15 protein-coding genes are annotated in these 15,053 nt (G+C 65.5%); 4 read left to right on the forward strand and 11 right to left on the reverse strand.

The annotated features are described in order from the left end of the window. Positions 1–50: 50 nt before the first annotated feature. The gene (gene fae / locus IYX23_RS06920) at positions 51–560 is read left to right on the forward strand and encodes a formaldehyde-activating enzyme (RefSeq protein WP_026223198.1); all 510 of its coding nucleotides are present in this window, start codon (positions 51–53) and stop codon (positions 558–560) included. A 68-nt stretch (positions 561–628) separates the two neighbouring features. Further along, a complete protein-coding gene (locus tag IYX23_RS06925) occupies positions 629–1,663 on the forward strand; it encodes a hydantoinase/oxoprolinase family protein (RefSeq protein ID WP_196394685.1) in 1,035 nt (344 codons plus the stop codon). A 5-nt stretch (positions 1,664–1,668) separates the two neighbouring features. On the opposite strand, the gene IYX23_RS06930 is transcribed toward IYX23_RS06925, so the two are convergent. From IYX23_RS06930 to IYX23_RS06970, 9 genes are all read right to left on the reverse strand, one after another. Beyond that, positions 1,669–2,244 (reverse strand): DUF447 domain-containing protein, encoded by a 576-nt coding sequence (locus tag IYX23_RS06930; RefSeq protein ID WP_196394684.1) that lies wholly within the window; start codon positions 2,242–2,244, stop codon positions 1,669–1,671. Then, entirely contained in the window at positions 2,228–3,649 is a 1,422-nt protein-coding gene (locus IYX23_RS06935) for a DUF6513 domain-containing protein (RefSeq protein ID WP_196394683.1), read from the reverse strand. The genes IYX23_RS06930 and IYX23_RS06935 overlap by 17 nt, the downstream gene beginning before the upstream one ends. A 12-nt stretch (positions 3,650–3,661) precedes the next feature. Then, positions 3,662–4,219: a flavoprotein gene (locus tag IYX23_RS06940; RefSeq protein WP_018409685.1), complete on the reverse strand. Its 558-nt coding sequence runs from the start codon at positions 4,217–4,219 to the stop codon at positions 3,662–3,664. Beyond that, a complete protein-coding gene (locus IYX23_RS06945) occupies positions 4,219–4,857 on the reverse strand; it encodes a uridylate kinase (protein ID WP_196394682.1) in 639 nt (212 codons plus the stop codon). The genes IYX23_RS06940 and IYX23_RS06945 overlap by 1 nt, the downstream gene beginning before the upstream one ends. Next, complete coding sequence (locus IYX23_RS06950; RefSeq protein ID WP_196394681.1) at positions 4,844–5,989, reverse strand: (5-formylfuran-3-yl)methyl phosphate synthase; 1,146 nt, start codon at positions 5,987–5,989, stop codon at positions 4,844–4,846. Before IYX23_RS06950 ends, IYX23_RS06945 begins: the two co-directional genes overlap by 14 nt. Positions 5,990–6,208: 219 nt before the next feature. Beyond that, positions 6,209–7,525: a folylpolyglutamate synthase/dihydrofolate synthase family protein gene (locus IYX23_RS06955; RefSeq protein WP_196394680.1), complete on the reverse strand. Its 1,317-nt coding sequence runs from the start codon at positions 7,523–7,525 to the stop codon at positions 6,209–6,211. A gap of 20 nt (positions 7,526–7,545) precedes the next feature. Beyond that, the gene (accD, locus tag IYX23_RS06960) at positions 7,546–8,412 is read right to left on the reverse strand and encodes an acetyl-CoA carboxylase, carboxyltransferase subunit beta (protein ID WP_196394679.1); all 867 of its coding nucleotides are present in this window, start codon (positions 8,410–8,412) and stop codon (positions 7,546–7,548) included. Then, positions 8,409–9,275, reverse strand: coding sequence for a tryptophan synthase subunit alpha (gene trpA, locus IYX23_RS06965; RefSeq protein WP_196394777.1), 867 nt, complete (start codon positions 9,273–9,275; stop codon positions 8,409–8,411). The genes accD and trpA overlap by 4 nt, the downstream gene beginning before the upstream one ends. Positions 9,276–9,424: 149 nt before the next feature. Further along, on the reverse strand, positions 9,425–11,359 hold the full coding sequence (locus IYX23_RS06970) for a potassium transporter Kup (protein WP_196394678.1): 1,935 nt from the start codon (positions 11,357–11,359) through the stop codon (positions 9,425–9,427). A gap of 321 nt (positions 11,360–11,680) precedes the next feature. On the opposite strand from IYX23_RS06970, the gene IYX23_RS06975 reads away from it, so the two are divergent. Continuing rightward, positions 11,681–12,478 carry a dienelactone hydrolase family protein gene (locus tag IYX23_RS06975; RefSeq protein ID WP_196394677.1) on the forward strand — a complete coding sequence of 266 codons (798 nt, stop codon included), beginning with the start codon at positions 11,681–11,683 and terminating at the stop codon, positions 12,476–12,478. A 6-nt stretch (positions 12,479–12,484) separates the two neighbouring features. Here IYX23_RS06975 and IYX23_RS06980 read toward each other — a convergent pair whose 3' ends face one another. Continuing rightward, positions 12,485–13,294: a cyclase family protein gene (locus tag IYX23_RS06980; protein ID WP_196394676.1), complete on the reverse strand. Its 810-nt coding sequence runs from the start codon at positions 13,292–13,294 to the stop codon at positions 12,485–12,487. Between the two features lie 38 nt (positions 13,295–13,332). Continuing rightward, positions 13,333–13,539: a DUF1674 domain-containing protein gene (locus IYX23_RS06985; protein ID WP_196394675.1), complete on the reverse strand. Its 207-nt coding sequence runs from the start codon at positions 13,537–13,539 to the stop codon at positions 13,333–13,335. 165 nt (positions 13,540–13,704) lie between these two features. On the opposite strand from IYX23_RS06985, the gene IYX23_RS06990 reads away from it, so the two are divergent. Continuing rightward, positions 13,705–15,051, forward strand: coding sequence for a transcription antitermination factor NusB (locus tag IYX23_RS06990; protein WP_196394776.1), 1,347 nt, complete (start codon positions 13,705–13,707; stop codon positions 15,049–15,051). Positions 15,052–15,053 lie beyond the last annotated feature (2 nt).

Raw genomic sequence — 15,053 nt, forward strand, 5'->3', positions numbered from 1 at the left:
GCTCGTTTAGGGCGCCTGTGAATCCGGCGCCAGAATTCTGGGAGAAAAACATGGCTTTGATCAACAAAATGCTGGTCGGCGAGTCGCTGGTCGGCGACGGCAATGAAGTTGCGCATATCGACTTGATCATGGGGCCGCGCGGCTCGGCGGCGGAGCTCGCTTTCGCCAATGCGCTCGTCAACAACAAGGACGGCTTCACGACGTTGCTCGCCGTCGTCGCCCCGAACCTGCTGTGCAAGCCCAACACGATCCTCTTCAACAAGGTGACGATCAAGGGCGCCAAGCAGGCCGTTCAGATGTTCGGCCCGGCGCAGCATGGCGTCGCCAAGGCCGTTGCGGATTCGGTCGCCGAGGGCGTGATCCCGATGGATGAGGCCGACGACATCTTCATTGCGGTCGGCGTGTTCATTCACTGGGACGCTTCGGACGACAAGAAGATCCAGGACTACAATTACACCGCGACGAAGGAAGCCATCGCGCGCGCCGTCAAGGGCGAGCCGAAGGCTTCGGAAGTCGTCGCCAAGCGCAACGAAGCCAAGCACCCCTTCGCGCCGAACTGAACCGCGCGAACGTCTTCAGTATCGAAGGGGAGCCGCGCGGCTCCCCTTTTTTCTTTTGGGAGAGGCGGATGGCGGCGGTCATCGGCTGGGATATTGGCGGCGCCCATATCAAGGCGGCGCGCGCGGACGATGGCCGCCTGACGGCGGTCGTTCAGATCGCCTGCGCCCCGCATGAAGGCGTCGCCAGCCTGGAGCAGGCGCTCCGCGACGCGCGCGCAGCGCTCGGCGGGGCCGAGCGTCATCGCCTGACAATGACGGCGGAGCTCTCCGACGCCTTCGAAAGTCGGTCGCGCGGCGTCCTTACGGTGGCCGCCATCGCCGCGCGTGAGATCGGCGTTCCTGACATTCTTTTTTACGCCGGCGAACGAGGTTTCCTGACGCGCGACGAGGTGGACGCCCATGTCGACGCCGTCGCTTCGGCGAATTGGCGCGCCTCGGCTGAATTCGTCGCGCGCCATTGCGCCGAGGCGCTTTTCATCGACATTGGATCGACGACGACGGACCTTGCGCCGATCTGCGCCGGACGTGTCGCGGCGCTTGGATCGAGCGACGCCGAGCGCCTCGCTTGTGGCGAACTCGTCTATGCCGGATTTTCGCGCGGCGCGCCTCACGCCTATGCGGCGCATGCGCCGATCGCCGGACGGTGGACGCCGCTCGTCAACGAGGCTTTTGCGTCGATGGCCGACGTGCGGCGCGTGCTCGCTGATCTCCCCGAAGGCGAAACCGACGCCGATCTTTCGCCGACGGCGGACGGGCGCCCGAAGACGGCGGCGGCGTCGCGCGCGCGGCTGGCGCGTCTTGCCGGGCGTGACGCCGCCGAATTGAGCGATGCGCAATGGCGCGCCTTCGCGCTGTATCTTGCGCGCGCGCAATTGCGCGCCATCGAAGATCAGATGGCGTTGCTCCAATCGCGTGACGCGATTGCGTATGACGCGCCGATAGTGGGCGCTGGCGTTGGCCGCAAACTCGCTGCGCGTCTGGCGCATGCGCAAGGCCGAACATTCATCGATTTCGCCGATCTGATCGCAGCGCCGACGGATATGGCCGCAAGGGCGGCGAATTGCGCGCCGGCTTCGGCGCTGGCGTTGCTCGATCTGCCGTAAAGCCCCTACTGCGCCGCTGCTTTGGCGTGCTGATGCGCGTCGATCTTCGCCTTCACCATGTCCCAGGCTTCGCGCTCGGCCTCGCCGGCGGTTTTGTCGATGGCGATCTGCAGATAGGCGAGTTCGCTCTCGATCTTTTCGCGTGGCAGCATGTCGAGCCGCGTCGCGAGAATCGCTGCTTCCAGCACGGCGGCGCGCGCCCGGTTCATGCCGAGAAAGGCGCGATGCGATTCAATCCGCCTCACTCTGCAGAAGAAGCGCGGCCGCGAGTCGTGCTCCTCGACGCGCGCGACGATGAGTTCGGCGTGCGCCAGCGCGGCGGAAAGGCGCGGCGCGGGCCAGTCTTCAATGTCGGTGAGCGGCCAGTTGCGTTGGCCGGCGACGAGTCCGGCAAAAATCCGCGCATCGTCGGTAAAGCTCGCCGTCGCTTTGGGATTATGCGTGAGATTGAACAGAGTTGAGGAGGGGCGAAACGGCGCCGCGATCCAGTAACCTTGTTCCTCGATCAGTCCGAGCGGCGCGATATGCGGTCGACCTTCGGGCGACAGCGTCGTGACGACGCATTCATGTATCAGAGGCATCTTTCGCAGGTCCTTCGCCCGCTTTGCGCATGGTGTGACCCATTTCCTTGAAGCGCGTCGCGTCCTCTTCGTTGACGTCCGTCGCGACTCCGAAGTCGAGCGGCTCGTCTTGACGATAGCGCTTGCCGAGCTTGTAGGCGATCTCGGCTTTCATTAATTCCGCGCCAAGGTAAAAAGCGTGGGCGCCGTCATGCTCAACGGCAAGATGCGGGAAGAGCGCCATCGCGTCTGCCGCGACATGGTGGAATCCTTTGGCGTAGATGTGCACGCCGTCCTGCGTCACATCTATGCGGAAATTAGCATCGCGCAGTTCGCGTGCAAGCGCGGCAATCTCTTCCGGCGTTGCAGCATAGGGTTTGCGGTCGTGGATCTGCAGCAGGGCGTCGCTATAGCCCTTTGGCAGAGCGCGGTCGGTGCGCGCCGCAAACATCAAACGTCTTGCGGCGTCGTGCTCCTGCAGCGTTCGCCGCGTATGAGGGGACACCTGCACCGTGAGCAGGTGCCGGATATCGAGTTCGGAACATATGCCGAGCATCGCCGCGGTGACGCCGGCGGAGTCGGCGTCGGTAAGCTCCGTGAGATTGCCCGTTCCCATCATGATCTCGGCCTCAGGCTCGCGGGCGCGCAATTCGACGTAGCGGGCGATCGAGGCGGCGAGGCCGAAGTGAATCGGATCGAGAATCGGATCGAGAATGGCGCTGATTCCGCGCTCGCGCGCGCGGCGTGCGGCGCGCTGCAGCGAGTCGAGATCGCCGTGCGGCCGCGGCGTCAGAATCGGAATAATGGGTGAATTGTCGGGAAGGATCGACAGCGTTTCTTCGTCCAAACTCAAGAGGTGATCGACGCCGGCCTTCGCCGCGCGTTCAAGCTCGGCGACGTTGGCCGAGTCGACGCTCAGCTTCAGGCCATGGACCTTGAGCGCCGCGATCGTTTCCTCGAGATGATCGAAAGGCGTATCCGGCAGACAGCCGAGATCGATGACGTCGGCGCCGCCGGCGGCGAGTTCGCGCGCCTTGACCGAAATATCCGCGACGCTCATCTTTGACGCGTCGACGATCTCGGCGAAAATCTGCATGTCGTAGCGCGAGAGATCCGGCGCCGCGCCGCCGCGCCCGAGATAGGCGGGAAGATCGGCGATCTCCTCCGGCCCGCGTTCAAAGACGACGCCAAAATCGTCGGTCAGCACGGCGAGATCGGCGCGACAGCGCCCGGGCAAGATGACACGGTCAGCCTGCACGGGTCGCGGCAGGCGACGCCGAATGATCTCCTGGGTCATCAGCGCCGCGACCTTCACGCCAATGTCGTGGATACGCCATTCCTGCGCCGCTTCGCCGAAGCTCGCGACCAAGCGCTCCAATCGCGGCAGTGCAAGATGGCCGGTGAGGAACAGCAGGCGCTCGCTCATGCGGAGCTTTCGTTAAGGTTGCGGCTCGACTTCGCGTCGGCGGCGCTCCACCGCCTCCTGCAGCGCCGCGAGGCTTTCGACGACCTGCGTCGCTTCGAAGGATTTAAGCGCGTCGGTGTTCTGCAAATCAATGCGGCGCGGATAGACCATCACCATGCCCTTGGGCGCGCGCGTCTCGAGTTCGGGCGCGGTGTCGCAGGCGAAAACGATCGTCGGCACGCGGCATTTGCCGGCCTGCGCGAAGACATTCGTCGCAAGGTTGTCGGAAATGCCGGCGACGCATTTCGCGACGGTGTTCGAGGTCGCCGGCGCGAGAACCAGTGTGTGATAAAAGTTGTAGTAAAAATTTCCGACCGGGGCGGCGCTCGCGGTGGTGTCCTTAAAGATGCGAACCGTCTCCGGCAGATCGAGATCGTGCTTATACATGCGCACGACTTCCGCCGCCGCCTTGCTGACGAAAAGATCGACGTGGTCGAGCGAGCGGATCATCTCGAGACATTCGGTGAAGAAATGCCCAGATCCGGTGAGCGCCCAACCCCAGCGCGGCGTGACTACTTTCTTTTTGGTCATCAGGCGAACTTCCGCGTTGGAAAATTTGCGATGGCTGCGCCCGGCGGGACGCCGTCGGCAAGAAGCGTGGCGGCGTGCGGGAGAGACGAGGGGCCTGCGATAAAGAGCGGCGTCCCATCGAGATAATCCGGAAGCGCCGGATCGACAACGCCCTTGCGCATAATCTCGGTCATTGAGGCGCCATCGCTGACATCCACGCTTTTGATAAGCGTCAGCGCGCAGGTGCCGATTTTTTTGGCAAGCCAGGCGGCGAGACTGTCGGAGGTGACGTCCCAGGAAGGCGCGATGTCGTCGGCCGCGGCGACCATGGCGCTCGGCCGCCAAAGCGCGATTCGTCCTCGCGCCTGCGCCGCTGCGATCGCGTCACGAGAGGCCGCGAGCTCCAGCGAATCGTCACGGTTCGCGAGCGCCAGCGCATATTGCTCCATCGCCAGAATCGCCATGGCGTGTGCGGTCGCATCGTCGTAGCGCATCGTCGGCTGCGCGGCGCGCACCGTGTCGGCGAAGGGTCCGCCGCCGGGAACGATCGTCAGCGGCCGCGGATAGCGCTTCAGCGCCGCAAGCCAATCGGCGAGCGCCGGGGAAGCGTGCAGGCTCCCGCCGAGTTTAACGACGAGGGGCGCGTTACTTGACGGCATCGATGCGCATCGGCGCCGGCTGCAGGCGACGCGCGTCCTCATGGGCGCGCGCGCGGCGGATTTTCACGCCGACGGCGCCCGGCGCGACATCGAGCTTTTCAACCTGCACGGTCACAGTGCGCACGCGTTCATGCAGCAGAACGCTTTCGGCGAGGCGCTCGGCGATCGTTTCGACCAGCTCGATATGGCCGCCGGCGAGAATCATTTTGATCGCGTCCATGATCACGTCATAGGAGAAGATCGAGCGCATGTCGTCGGAGCCGTTTATGCGGGTCACTTCCGCTTCGACGTTGAAACGCACACGCTGCGTATGGCCGTGTTCGTGGGCGTAGGCGCCGATCTCGACGGGCGCGACATAATCCTTGAGAAACACGCAATCGGTGTCGTTCGCGCCCGCAGGCTCGATATAGCCGCGGCCGAGGAACGACAAATGGGCGAAAAAATCGGCGTGCGCGCCTCGGGTCGATGGGATCAGATCGCGGATCAGCGTCGTGGCGTGGGCGTCGATGGCGGCGCGCCGCTCGCCATGCGCACAGAGCGCGCCGCGAAAGCCAAGCACGTCGGCGCCCGTGACAAGCAGGCGCGGCACGTCCGGAGACTCCAATGCGCCGGCGAGCCCGGAGGCGAGCCCGAGCGCGCGGCAGCGCGCCACGAATTCGGACAGCGCGCCGACGCTCATATAGTCGAGCAGTCGGCCCTTGCCTTTATGCGCGGTATCCAGCATCGCGCCATGAAAGCCGGCGCCGGCCAGCGGTTCGAGATTGTCGAACTCGGGGCCGAGATCGGCGAAGAGGACGGCCACGAGCTTTGTTTTTGCGGTCAGCGGCGCCAGCGCCTCGATGATCTCGACGGCGTCGGGCGTCGCCGGCAGGGCGAATTTCACATAATCGACGCCTGCTGCGACGACCTCCTCAAAGTCGCGCAGCGCATGCGCGACGTCGTGCGGCAGCTCGACGACGGCGCTGACCGGCCGCCGGCCGTCGACGAAGGCGACAATATCAGCGACGGTGTCGAGGGGGAGGGCGCCCAGCGCGCCGCGCGAGGGCGCCTTGCAGTCGATGATGTCGGCGCCGCGCGCGAGGGCGATCTCCGCCTCTTCGCGGGAGAGAACGCTCGCCAACATCAGGGTCATGAGTTCTTGGCTCCAGTTAGGGAAAACAGCCCTATGGACGTGTCTCTTATAGTGCAGTCAGGGCGCCACGTCGCGTTGCGCTCCCGACGCGAGCTCGACGACCCCAGGCCCCTCATCTCACTTTTCCCCGCGAGCGGGTTATCACCTCTCCCCGCCTGCGGGGAGAGGTAAGGTGAGGGGCTGGGGGCATTTGGCGCAGCGGCGGCGGCGAGCACGTCTCTATTCCACCAGCGAGCCATTGGCGGCGAGCACCGAGGCGGCGAGATAAAGCGAACCGGCGATGAGCACGCGCGGCGGCGCGTCGAAGCTGCGCGTCGAAAGGAGCGCGAGCGCTTCCTCGACGCCTCCCGCTGCGGCGCCGGGCATCCCCTCGGCCCTGGCGAGGCTCGCGACATCCTCGGGCGGCCAGCTCTTATGCTCGCCCTCGACCGGCACCGCGACAACTTCGCGCGCCAGTCCGACGAAATGCTTGAGCAGCGCGCGAATGTCCTTGGTCGTTTGCGCCCCGCAGATCAGCGCCAACGGTCGCGGCGCCTTGTCGTGGAACTCGGCCATCGCCTCGGCCAGAACGCGGCCGCCATCCTCATTATGGCCGCCGTCGAGCCACACCTCGGCGCCGGGCGGCGCGAGATCGACGATGCGCCCGCGTATGAGCCGCTGCAGCCGCGCCGGCCATTCGGCGCGCGTCAGCCCCGCTTCGATCGCCGCAGCCGGAATCTCCGGGGCGACCGCGCGCAGGGCGGCGATCGCGCCGGCGGCGTTTTCATGCTGGTGGCGTCCGGCGAGACGCGGCAGCGGCAGATCGAGCAAACCGCGTTCGTCCTCATAAACGAGGCGCCCGTTCTCGTTGGAGATGTGGAAGTCCCGGCCGGCGACGATCGGCGGCGCGCCGACGCGTCGCGCTTCTCGCTCCAGCGTTCGCGCCACGGGCTCCGACTGGAAGCCGATCACGGCCGGCGCGCCCTTCTTCAATATTCCGGCCTTCTCATAGGCGATCTTTTCGACCGTATCGCCAAGGAACTCGAGATGGTCGAGGGAGATCGAGGTGATGACGGCGCATTTGGGCTGCGAGATGACATTGGTCGCGTCGTAGCGTCCGCCGAGGCCCGTCTCGAGCAGCAGCCAGTCGGCCGGCGCTTCGGCGAAGAGCAAAAAGGCCGCCGCCGTCGTGATCTCGAAGAAGGTGATCGGCTGCCCCGCGTTCGCCTGTTCGCAGCGTTCGAGCGCCGCCTTCAGACGCTCGTCGTCGACAAGCGTTCCGCCGCCCTCGGCGCCGAGACGAATCCGCTCATTGAAGCGCAGGAGGTGAGGGGACGTGTAGACATGCACGCGCTTGCCGGCGGCTTCGAGCATGGCGCGCAGAAAAGCGATCGTCGAGCCTTTGCCGTTGGTGCCGGCGACGTGAATGATGGGCGGCAGTCTGAGTTCCGGTCGGCCGAGCGCGGCGAGCAGCCGCTCCGTGCGCCCCAGCGACAGATCGATCCTCTTCGGATGGAGCGTGAGCAGTCGCGACAGGATCGCGTCGTGCTGATCCATTGCGGCTGCGCCTCGCGATGTCAGGCGGCGGCGCGGCGCGGCGGCGACTTGGTCAGGAGACCGCACAGGCGCGCCAGCGTCTCGCGCAGCTCCTGACGCGGCACCACCATATCGACCATGCCGTGATCGCATAGATATTCGGCGCGCTGGAAGCCTTCGGGAAGCTTCTCGCGGATCGTCTGCTCGATGACGCGGGCGCCGGCGAAGCCGATGATCGCGCCGGGCTCGGCGATCTGCACGTCGCCGAGCATGGCGTAGGACGCCGTGACGCCGCCGGTCGTCGGATTGGTCAGCACGACGATATAGGGCAGGCGCGCCTCGCGCAGGCGCTGCACGGCGATGGTCGTGCGCGGCATCTGCATGAGCGAGAACATGCCCTCCTGCATGCGCGCGCCGCCGGACGCCGTGAAGATCACAAAAGGCGTGCGTTTGGCGAGCGCGTATTCGCAGCCGGCGATGATCGCCTCGCCGGCCGCCATGCCGAGCGAGCCGCCCAGGAAATCGAAATCCTGTACGGCGACGGTGACCGGCGAGCCTTCGAGATTGCCGAAGGCGACCGTCACGGCGTCCGCCATGCCGGTTTTGACCCGATATTCTTTCAGCTTGTCGACGTAACGCTTGATGTCGCGAAACTTGAGCGGATCCAAAGGCGCTTCCGGCGTCGGAATCAGCTCGCATTCGGCGTCGTCGAAAAGGCTGGCGAGCCGCGTCTCGACCGGACAGCGCATGTGGTAGCCCGAGCCGGGCACGACATAGAGATTGGCCTCGATGTCCTTATGGAAGACGAGCTGGCCGCTCTCGGGACATTTCACCCAGAGATTTTCGGGCGCTTCTCGCTTGATCAGCGCCTTGATCTTCGGCGGGACGACGTTCGAATACCAATTCATGACACGAGCCTCGTCAGCCAACTCATCACGCCGCCCTTAGGGCGGGCGTCGCGCACGCCTTCGGCGATGGACGCGACGAGCCCCGTCACAGCGTCAACGCTTGACGGTCCGGCGCGGCCCTCCGCGTCGAGCGAAGCCTTGAGCGCTTGGACCAGCGCCGTGCCGACGACCACGCCATCGGCGTTCCGGGCGAGCTCGGCGGCGTTCTCCGCATTTTTGACGCCGAATCCGACGGCGATCGGCAGCGCTGTGTGCCGCTTGATGCGCGCAACAGCCTGACTGACGCCGGCGTAGTCGGCAAGCGCCGCGCCGGTGATGCCGGTAAGCGACACATAGTAGACGAAGCCGCTTGTATTTTCGAGCACCTTGGGAAGCCGCTTGTCGTCGGTCGTCGGCGTTGCGAGGCGGATGAAGTTCAGCCCGGCCTCCCGCGCGGGGGTGCAGAGTTCCGAATCTTCCTCCGGCGGCAGGTCCACGACGATCAGGCCATCGACGCCGGCCTTCCGGGCGTCGCGCAGGAAGGCGTCGACGCCATAAACATAAATCGGATTGTAGTAGCCCATCAGCACGATGGGGGTGGCGTCGTCTCCGGCGCGAAAGTCGGCGACGAGCTTTAAGGTCTTCTTGAGCGTGGTCCCCGCCTTGAGCGCGCGCAGGCCGGCCGCCTGGATCGCCGGCCCATCCGCCATCGGATCGGTGAAAGGCATGCCGACCTCGATGACGTCCGCCCCGGCCCCGGGCAGGCCGCGCAATATGTCGAGCGACGTCGCGAGATCCGGGTCGCCCGCCATCACAAAGGTCACGAGGGCGGCGCGCCCTTCCTTCTTGAGGGCGGCGAAGCGATCATCGATGCGGGTGGGCATAAGCGACAGACGTCCTTCGTAAGCCGGCGAATTCTTCAAAAAGCCCTCTCGACCGGGCGCCGCCAGGCCCTTTTCGGCTCTCAGGCGAGCCACGCGGGCCGCCGTTGCTTAGTGCCTGGGTCCCGTCCCGTCCACTGTTTTCGCGCGCGCTAAATCGTCACTTGCGCGCCGAGTTCGACGACGCGGTCGGACGGGATTGAGAAGAAGTCCGTCGCGTTGGCGGCCTGGCGGGTGAGCGCGACATAGAGCTTGTCCTGCCAGACGGGCATTTCGGAGGAGGGGCTTTCCTTGATCGAACGCCGCCCCAGGAAGAAGCTCGTGGTCATGATGTCGTATTTCAGTCCGGCCTTGCGCATGGCGGCGAGCGCGGCCGGAACGCGAGGACTCTCCATGAAGCCGTAGTGGAGCGTGGCGCGGTAGAAATCGTCGCTGAGCTTATCTATTTCAAAGCGCTTGCCCGGCGCAACGCGGGGCCGGTCCTCCGTTCTCACGCAGATCACCAGCACGCGCTCGTGCAGAACCTTGTTGTGCTTGAGATTGTGCATCAGCGCGGTCGGCGCGACAGCCGGATCGCTCGTCAGAAAGACCGCCGTGCCGGGCACGCGCGTCGGCTTCGATTTCTGCAGCATCGCGATGAGCTCCATCATTGGAATGGAGTCGCGATGGGTTTTCTCGGCGAGAAGACGCGTGCCGCGCGTCCAGGTCCACATGATGATCATGACGCAGCCGCCGAGCGCGAGCGGCACCCAGCCGCCATCTTTGACCTTCATCAGATTGGCGGTGAGAAAAGCGAATTCGACGACCAGGAAAGAGGCGGCGAAGAGGATCGCCGCGAACAGCGGCCAGCCCCATTTGCGCCAGGCGACGATGAACAGCAGCGACGTCGAAAGCACCATGGTGCCGGTGACCGCGATGCCATAGGCGGAGGCAAGCGCCGACGAACTCTTGAAAGCGATGACGAGCAGCAGCACGCCGATGAGCAGCAGCCGGTTGATGCGGCCGATATAGATCTGGCCCTCCTGCGACGCCGAGGTATGCGTCACCTCCAACCGGGGAATGAGGCCAAGCTGAATCGCTTGCCGCGCCAGCGAGAACGCTCCGGTGATCACCGCTTGCGCGGCGATTGTCGTGGCCAGCGTCGACAGGACGACAAGCGGCAAAAGCCCCCAGTCCGGCGCGAGCAGGAAGAATGGGTTGCCGACGGCTTCGGGGCGCGACAACACGAGCGCGCCCTGACCAAGATAGTTGAGCAGCAGCGCCGGCAACACGAATCCGAGCCAGGCCGTGCGGATCGGCCCGCGACCGAAATGACCCATGTCGGCGTAAAGCGCCTCGACGCCGGTGACCGCGAGGAAGACCGAGCCGAGCACGGCGAAGCCGAGCCAGCCGTGGGTCACGAGAAAGGCGATGCCTTGCCGCGGATCGAAACTGCGCAGCACCTGCGGCGCTTCGGGAATATGCATCGCGCCCAAAACGCCAATGGTCAGAAAAAAGACGATCATGATCGGCCCGAAAAAAGCCGCCACTCGCGCCGTTCCGTGACTTTGCACCCAGAATAGCGTGACGAGAATGAAGATGGTGATCGGCAGAACGAATTCGCTGAAGCGGTGAGTGACAAGCTCCAGGCCTTCAATCGCCGACATCACCGAGATCGCCGGCGTGATAATCGCCTCGCCGGCGAAGAGCGCCGCGCCGCCGACGCCGAGCATGAAAGCGACTTTCGTGCGACGTCCCATGGCGGTCTGCGCCAAGGCCATCAGCGAAAGGATGCCGCCTTCGCCGCGGTTGTCGGCGCGCATGACGAAGATGACGTATTTGATCGTCACCGTGAAAATCAGTGCAAAAATAAGCAGCGAGATGGCGCCGATGACGGACTCCTCCGTCAGCGCGTCATGCTCCACCTGATGGGCGAGCGACTCGCGCAGCGCGTACAGCGGGCTCGTGCCGATGTCGCCATAGACGACGCCGATCGATCCGATGATGAGGCCGGCGAGCCCGCCCTTGGCGCGCTCGTCTCCGAGTTGCGCATGAGCTTGCGTCCCATCGCCGCCGGAGGCGGGACCGGCGTCGGATCGCTGCATCATGGGAGGTTTCCTTTGATAGGAGCCGCCGCGCCTTTTATCGACATCGGAAGAGGGCGCTCGCCCCGGGCGAGAACGAGGGCGACCAAGGCTTCCTCTCTCCTTCGGCGTGGGTCCGCCGATGACGGTGCGGCGATATACGAGGTTTTGCGCGCAAAGAGAAGTCGAGGTTGCGGCGCGATATTGGCGCGCCAGACTTTTACGTTCCCGCAGGGCCTCCTGGCGGTCAGAACTGGTGGAAACCGGACGGCGTAGATTTGGCCCGCTGGACAAAGCCGGTCCTCTTCATAGCTAATCCTCGACGTCAGCTTGGTAGGAGGCCTCGTGACCTCGCCTTCAGACCACCCAGCCCGGTTCGCCCAAGCGGCGAGCGCGCCCGCGCCAAGCGCCATCGCTACGGACGTCGAAGGACTCGAGGCCGGCATGACGACTCTGCCGGGCGGCGCGCCGGCCTATCTCGCCCGCCCGCGGACCGGCGGGAGTTTTCCGATTATTCTCGTGGCGCAGGAAATCTTTGGCCTGCACGAACACATCCGTGACATCGTCCGGCGATTCGCGAAGCTCGGGTATCTCGCCATCGCGCCCGACTTCCTCATTCGCTACGGGGACCCGCAAGACGCGCCGGACATAGAGGCCATTCGCGCCATCGTCGCCAGGGTCCCCGACGCCGAGACGATGGCGATATTCGATCAGGCGCTCGCTGACGCCGCGACGAGAGGCGGGGACGCCGGACGCGCGGCGATCACCGGATTTTGCTGGGGCGGGCGCATCGCCTGGCTCTATGCCTCGCACAATCCGCAACTCCTCGCCTGCATTCCGTGGTACGGGCGGCTTGATGGGCCGCATACGCCGGCGCAGCCACGCTGGCCGATCGACATCGCGGGGGAGCTGAAAACGCCGACGCTGGGCCTGTACGGCGGCGCTGATCCGAGCATTCCCGCCGAACTCATCGAGACCATGCGAGAGCGCCTGAAGAAGGCGCAGGCGCCTGCCGAGATCATCGTCTATGCCGATGCGCCGCATGCGTTCTTCGCAGATTATCGTGACAGCTATCGGCCGGACGCCGCCAGCGACGCCTGGGAAAGGGCGCTGGCCTTCCTGCGCGCCAAGGGCGTCGGGTAACCGCGTTTATCGCGGGACGAGCGCGATGATGCGGGCAGGGCCGCCCGAGCCTTTTTCGATCTTCATCGGCAAAGCGACGAGGATCGCGCCCGTCGGCGGCAGCTGATCGAGGTTGGCGAGGTTCTCGAGCCCGCCGATATTGGCGGCGCCTATGATCCGGTGCACCATGAAGTCTTGCGACGGACCGTTGTCGACGCTCGCCGTGTCGACGCCGATGAGGTTGGGGCGGCGCTCTTTCGCGAGCCACGCCGCCGCCTCAGGTCCAAAAGACGGAAAATGGAGATGCGTGGCGTCGCCCGGCGTGTCGTCGCCGAGATAGGCCTTCTTGTCTGGCCAGCGCGCGCTCCATCCGGTGCGCAGCAGCACGATCGCCTTATCGGGAATGCGGCCGTGCGCCGCCTCCCAGGCGGCGATCTCCTCGACGGTTAGCACATAATCCGGGTTCGCCTCGGCCTTGGCGGCGACGTCAATGACGATCGCCGGGCCGACGAAGCGCTCGACCGGGATCTCGGCGTTCGTCCAGCGGCCCTCGGCGAAATGCATCGGCGCGTCGAGATGGGTGCCGCCATGCTCCGGCGAACAAAAGGCGTTGGCGAAATAGAAGAAACCCGCCTTGGTCGGCCCCTTGTGCAGCACTTTAAGCTCGAAACCCGACGGCGACGTCGGCCAGTAGACGGTTTCGGCGTTGAAGGCGTGGCTGAGATCGACGACCTTGCTCGACGCGAGATCGAGGCTCTGCGCTTGCGCCGGCTCCAGTCGGGCGACGGAGAACGTCAGACAAAGAAACAGACCGCCTAACGCTGTTCGTTTTTTCATATCGGGACGTTCTCCAGAAACGCGCATGAGCGCGCGGATCAAAAATCGCTAGCGATTCCTTTGACTTCCCAGTCGCCGTAGCGCGCCGGGTCGGGTCCGCCGCGGCCGCCAAGTTCTTGCGGCGGGGCCGGAGCTTGCGCCGCCGCGCGGCGCCGCGCCTCCGCTTCGGCCAATGCGCGCTGCGCGGCGGGCGGCGGCTGCGTGCGCTGCTCTGTCGAACGCGCTGGGTCTTCTGCCATCGACATGGTCCGTTCCTGTATGCATTCGTCGCCCGCGGCCGCGCCTATTGTGCTATGATTCGGTTCGGTCGCGGAGGGAGAAGCCGTTTGGCGAACAGCGACAGTAGATCAATTTCCGCCCGGGCCAAATCGGCGCGTGCGCCGGCGCGTCAAGGCTCGCGGCAAGGCTTTGTGCCCGCGGAAGCGGTGCGGGAAGCCGAAGCGGCGAAGATTCCGGGGCTGCCGGCGCGCCTCGCCGCCGCCAACATCATCGGCGACATCGTGCAGGGCGGCCATCGTCTCGATGAGTGTTTCGCGGCGAACGCCGTGCCATCGCGCCTCTCGGGACTCGACGCCCGTGACGTCTCGCTCACCCGCTCGATCGTCACCGTTGCGGTGCGCCGGCTCGGCCTCATCCGTCATGTGTTTGGCGAACTCCTCGAAAAAGGGTTGCCGCGTCAGGCTGCGCGGCTTGAGTTTTCGCTGATCGCCGCCGCGGCGCAGATCCTGTTTCTCGACGCGGCCGATCACGCCGCCGTCGATCTCGCGGTGCGCGCGGCGCGCCTCGAACCGAAAACCGCCGGCTTTAGCGGGCTCGTCAACGGCGTCCTGCGCAACCTCGCGCGACGGCGGCAGGAATTCCTGGACCTCGCGGCAAGCGGCGAGCACGATGCGCCGCCATGGCTGGCGCAACGCTGGCGCAAGCATTATGGCGAAGAGGTTGGGCGGGCCATCGCCGCCATGCATATGCTCGAGCCGCCTCTTGACGTGACAGTCAAAGACGATCCGAAGGGCTGGGCGGAGCGGCTCGACGGCGTCGTGCTGCCGACAGGCTCGGTGCGGCTGCGCACCCACGCGCCGATCAGCGAGCTGCCAGGCTATGAGGACGGCGAGTGGTGGGTGCAGGACGCGGCCGCCGCTCTGCCGGCGCGCCTGCTCGCGCCGCAGCCCGACGAACGCGTGCTCGACATGTGCGCCGCGCCTGGCGGCAAGACGGCCCAAATGGCGCTTGCCCGCGCGCAGGTCGTCGCGCTGGACCGTTCGGCGGAGCGCCTGAAGCTGCTCGCCGCCAATCTCGCTCGGCTACAATTGCACGCGGAGGTCGCCGTCGGCGACGCCGCCGCCTATCAGGCGCAGCCTTTCGACGCGATTTTGATCGATGCGCCCTGTTCGGCGACGGGAACGATCCGGCGTCATCCCGACGTGTCCTGGACCAAGAAGCCGGGTGACATCGAAACGCTCGCGAGTTTGCAAACAAAGCTGCTTAATCGCGCGGCGCTCCTGACGCGGGCGGGCGGACGCATCGTCTATTGCTCCTGCTCGCTCGAGCCTGAGGAGGGCGAACAGCAGATCGCCGCGTTTTTGCGCCGCAACCCCGATTTTCGCCGAATGCCGATCGATCCTAGCGAGGGCGTCCCTGAGGCGTTCATCAACCGAGACGGCGATCTGCGCACCTTGCCGCATTATTGGCCGAACGAAGATGCGCGCCTTGCCGGCATTGACGGGTTCTTCGCCGCGCGGCTCCTGCGGTCGGCCTAGCT

Source organism: Methylocystis sp. L43 (assembly GCF_015709525.1).
Lineage (GTDB): Bacteria > Pseudomonadota > Alphaproteobacteria > Rhizobiales > Beijerinckiaceae > Methylocystis.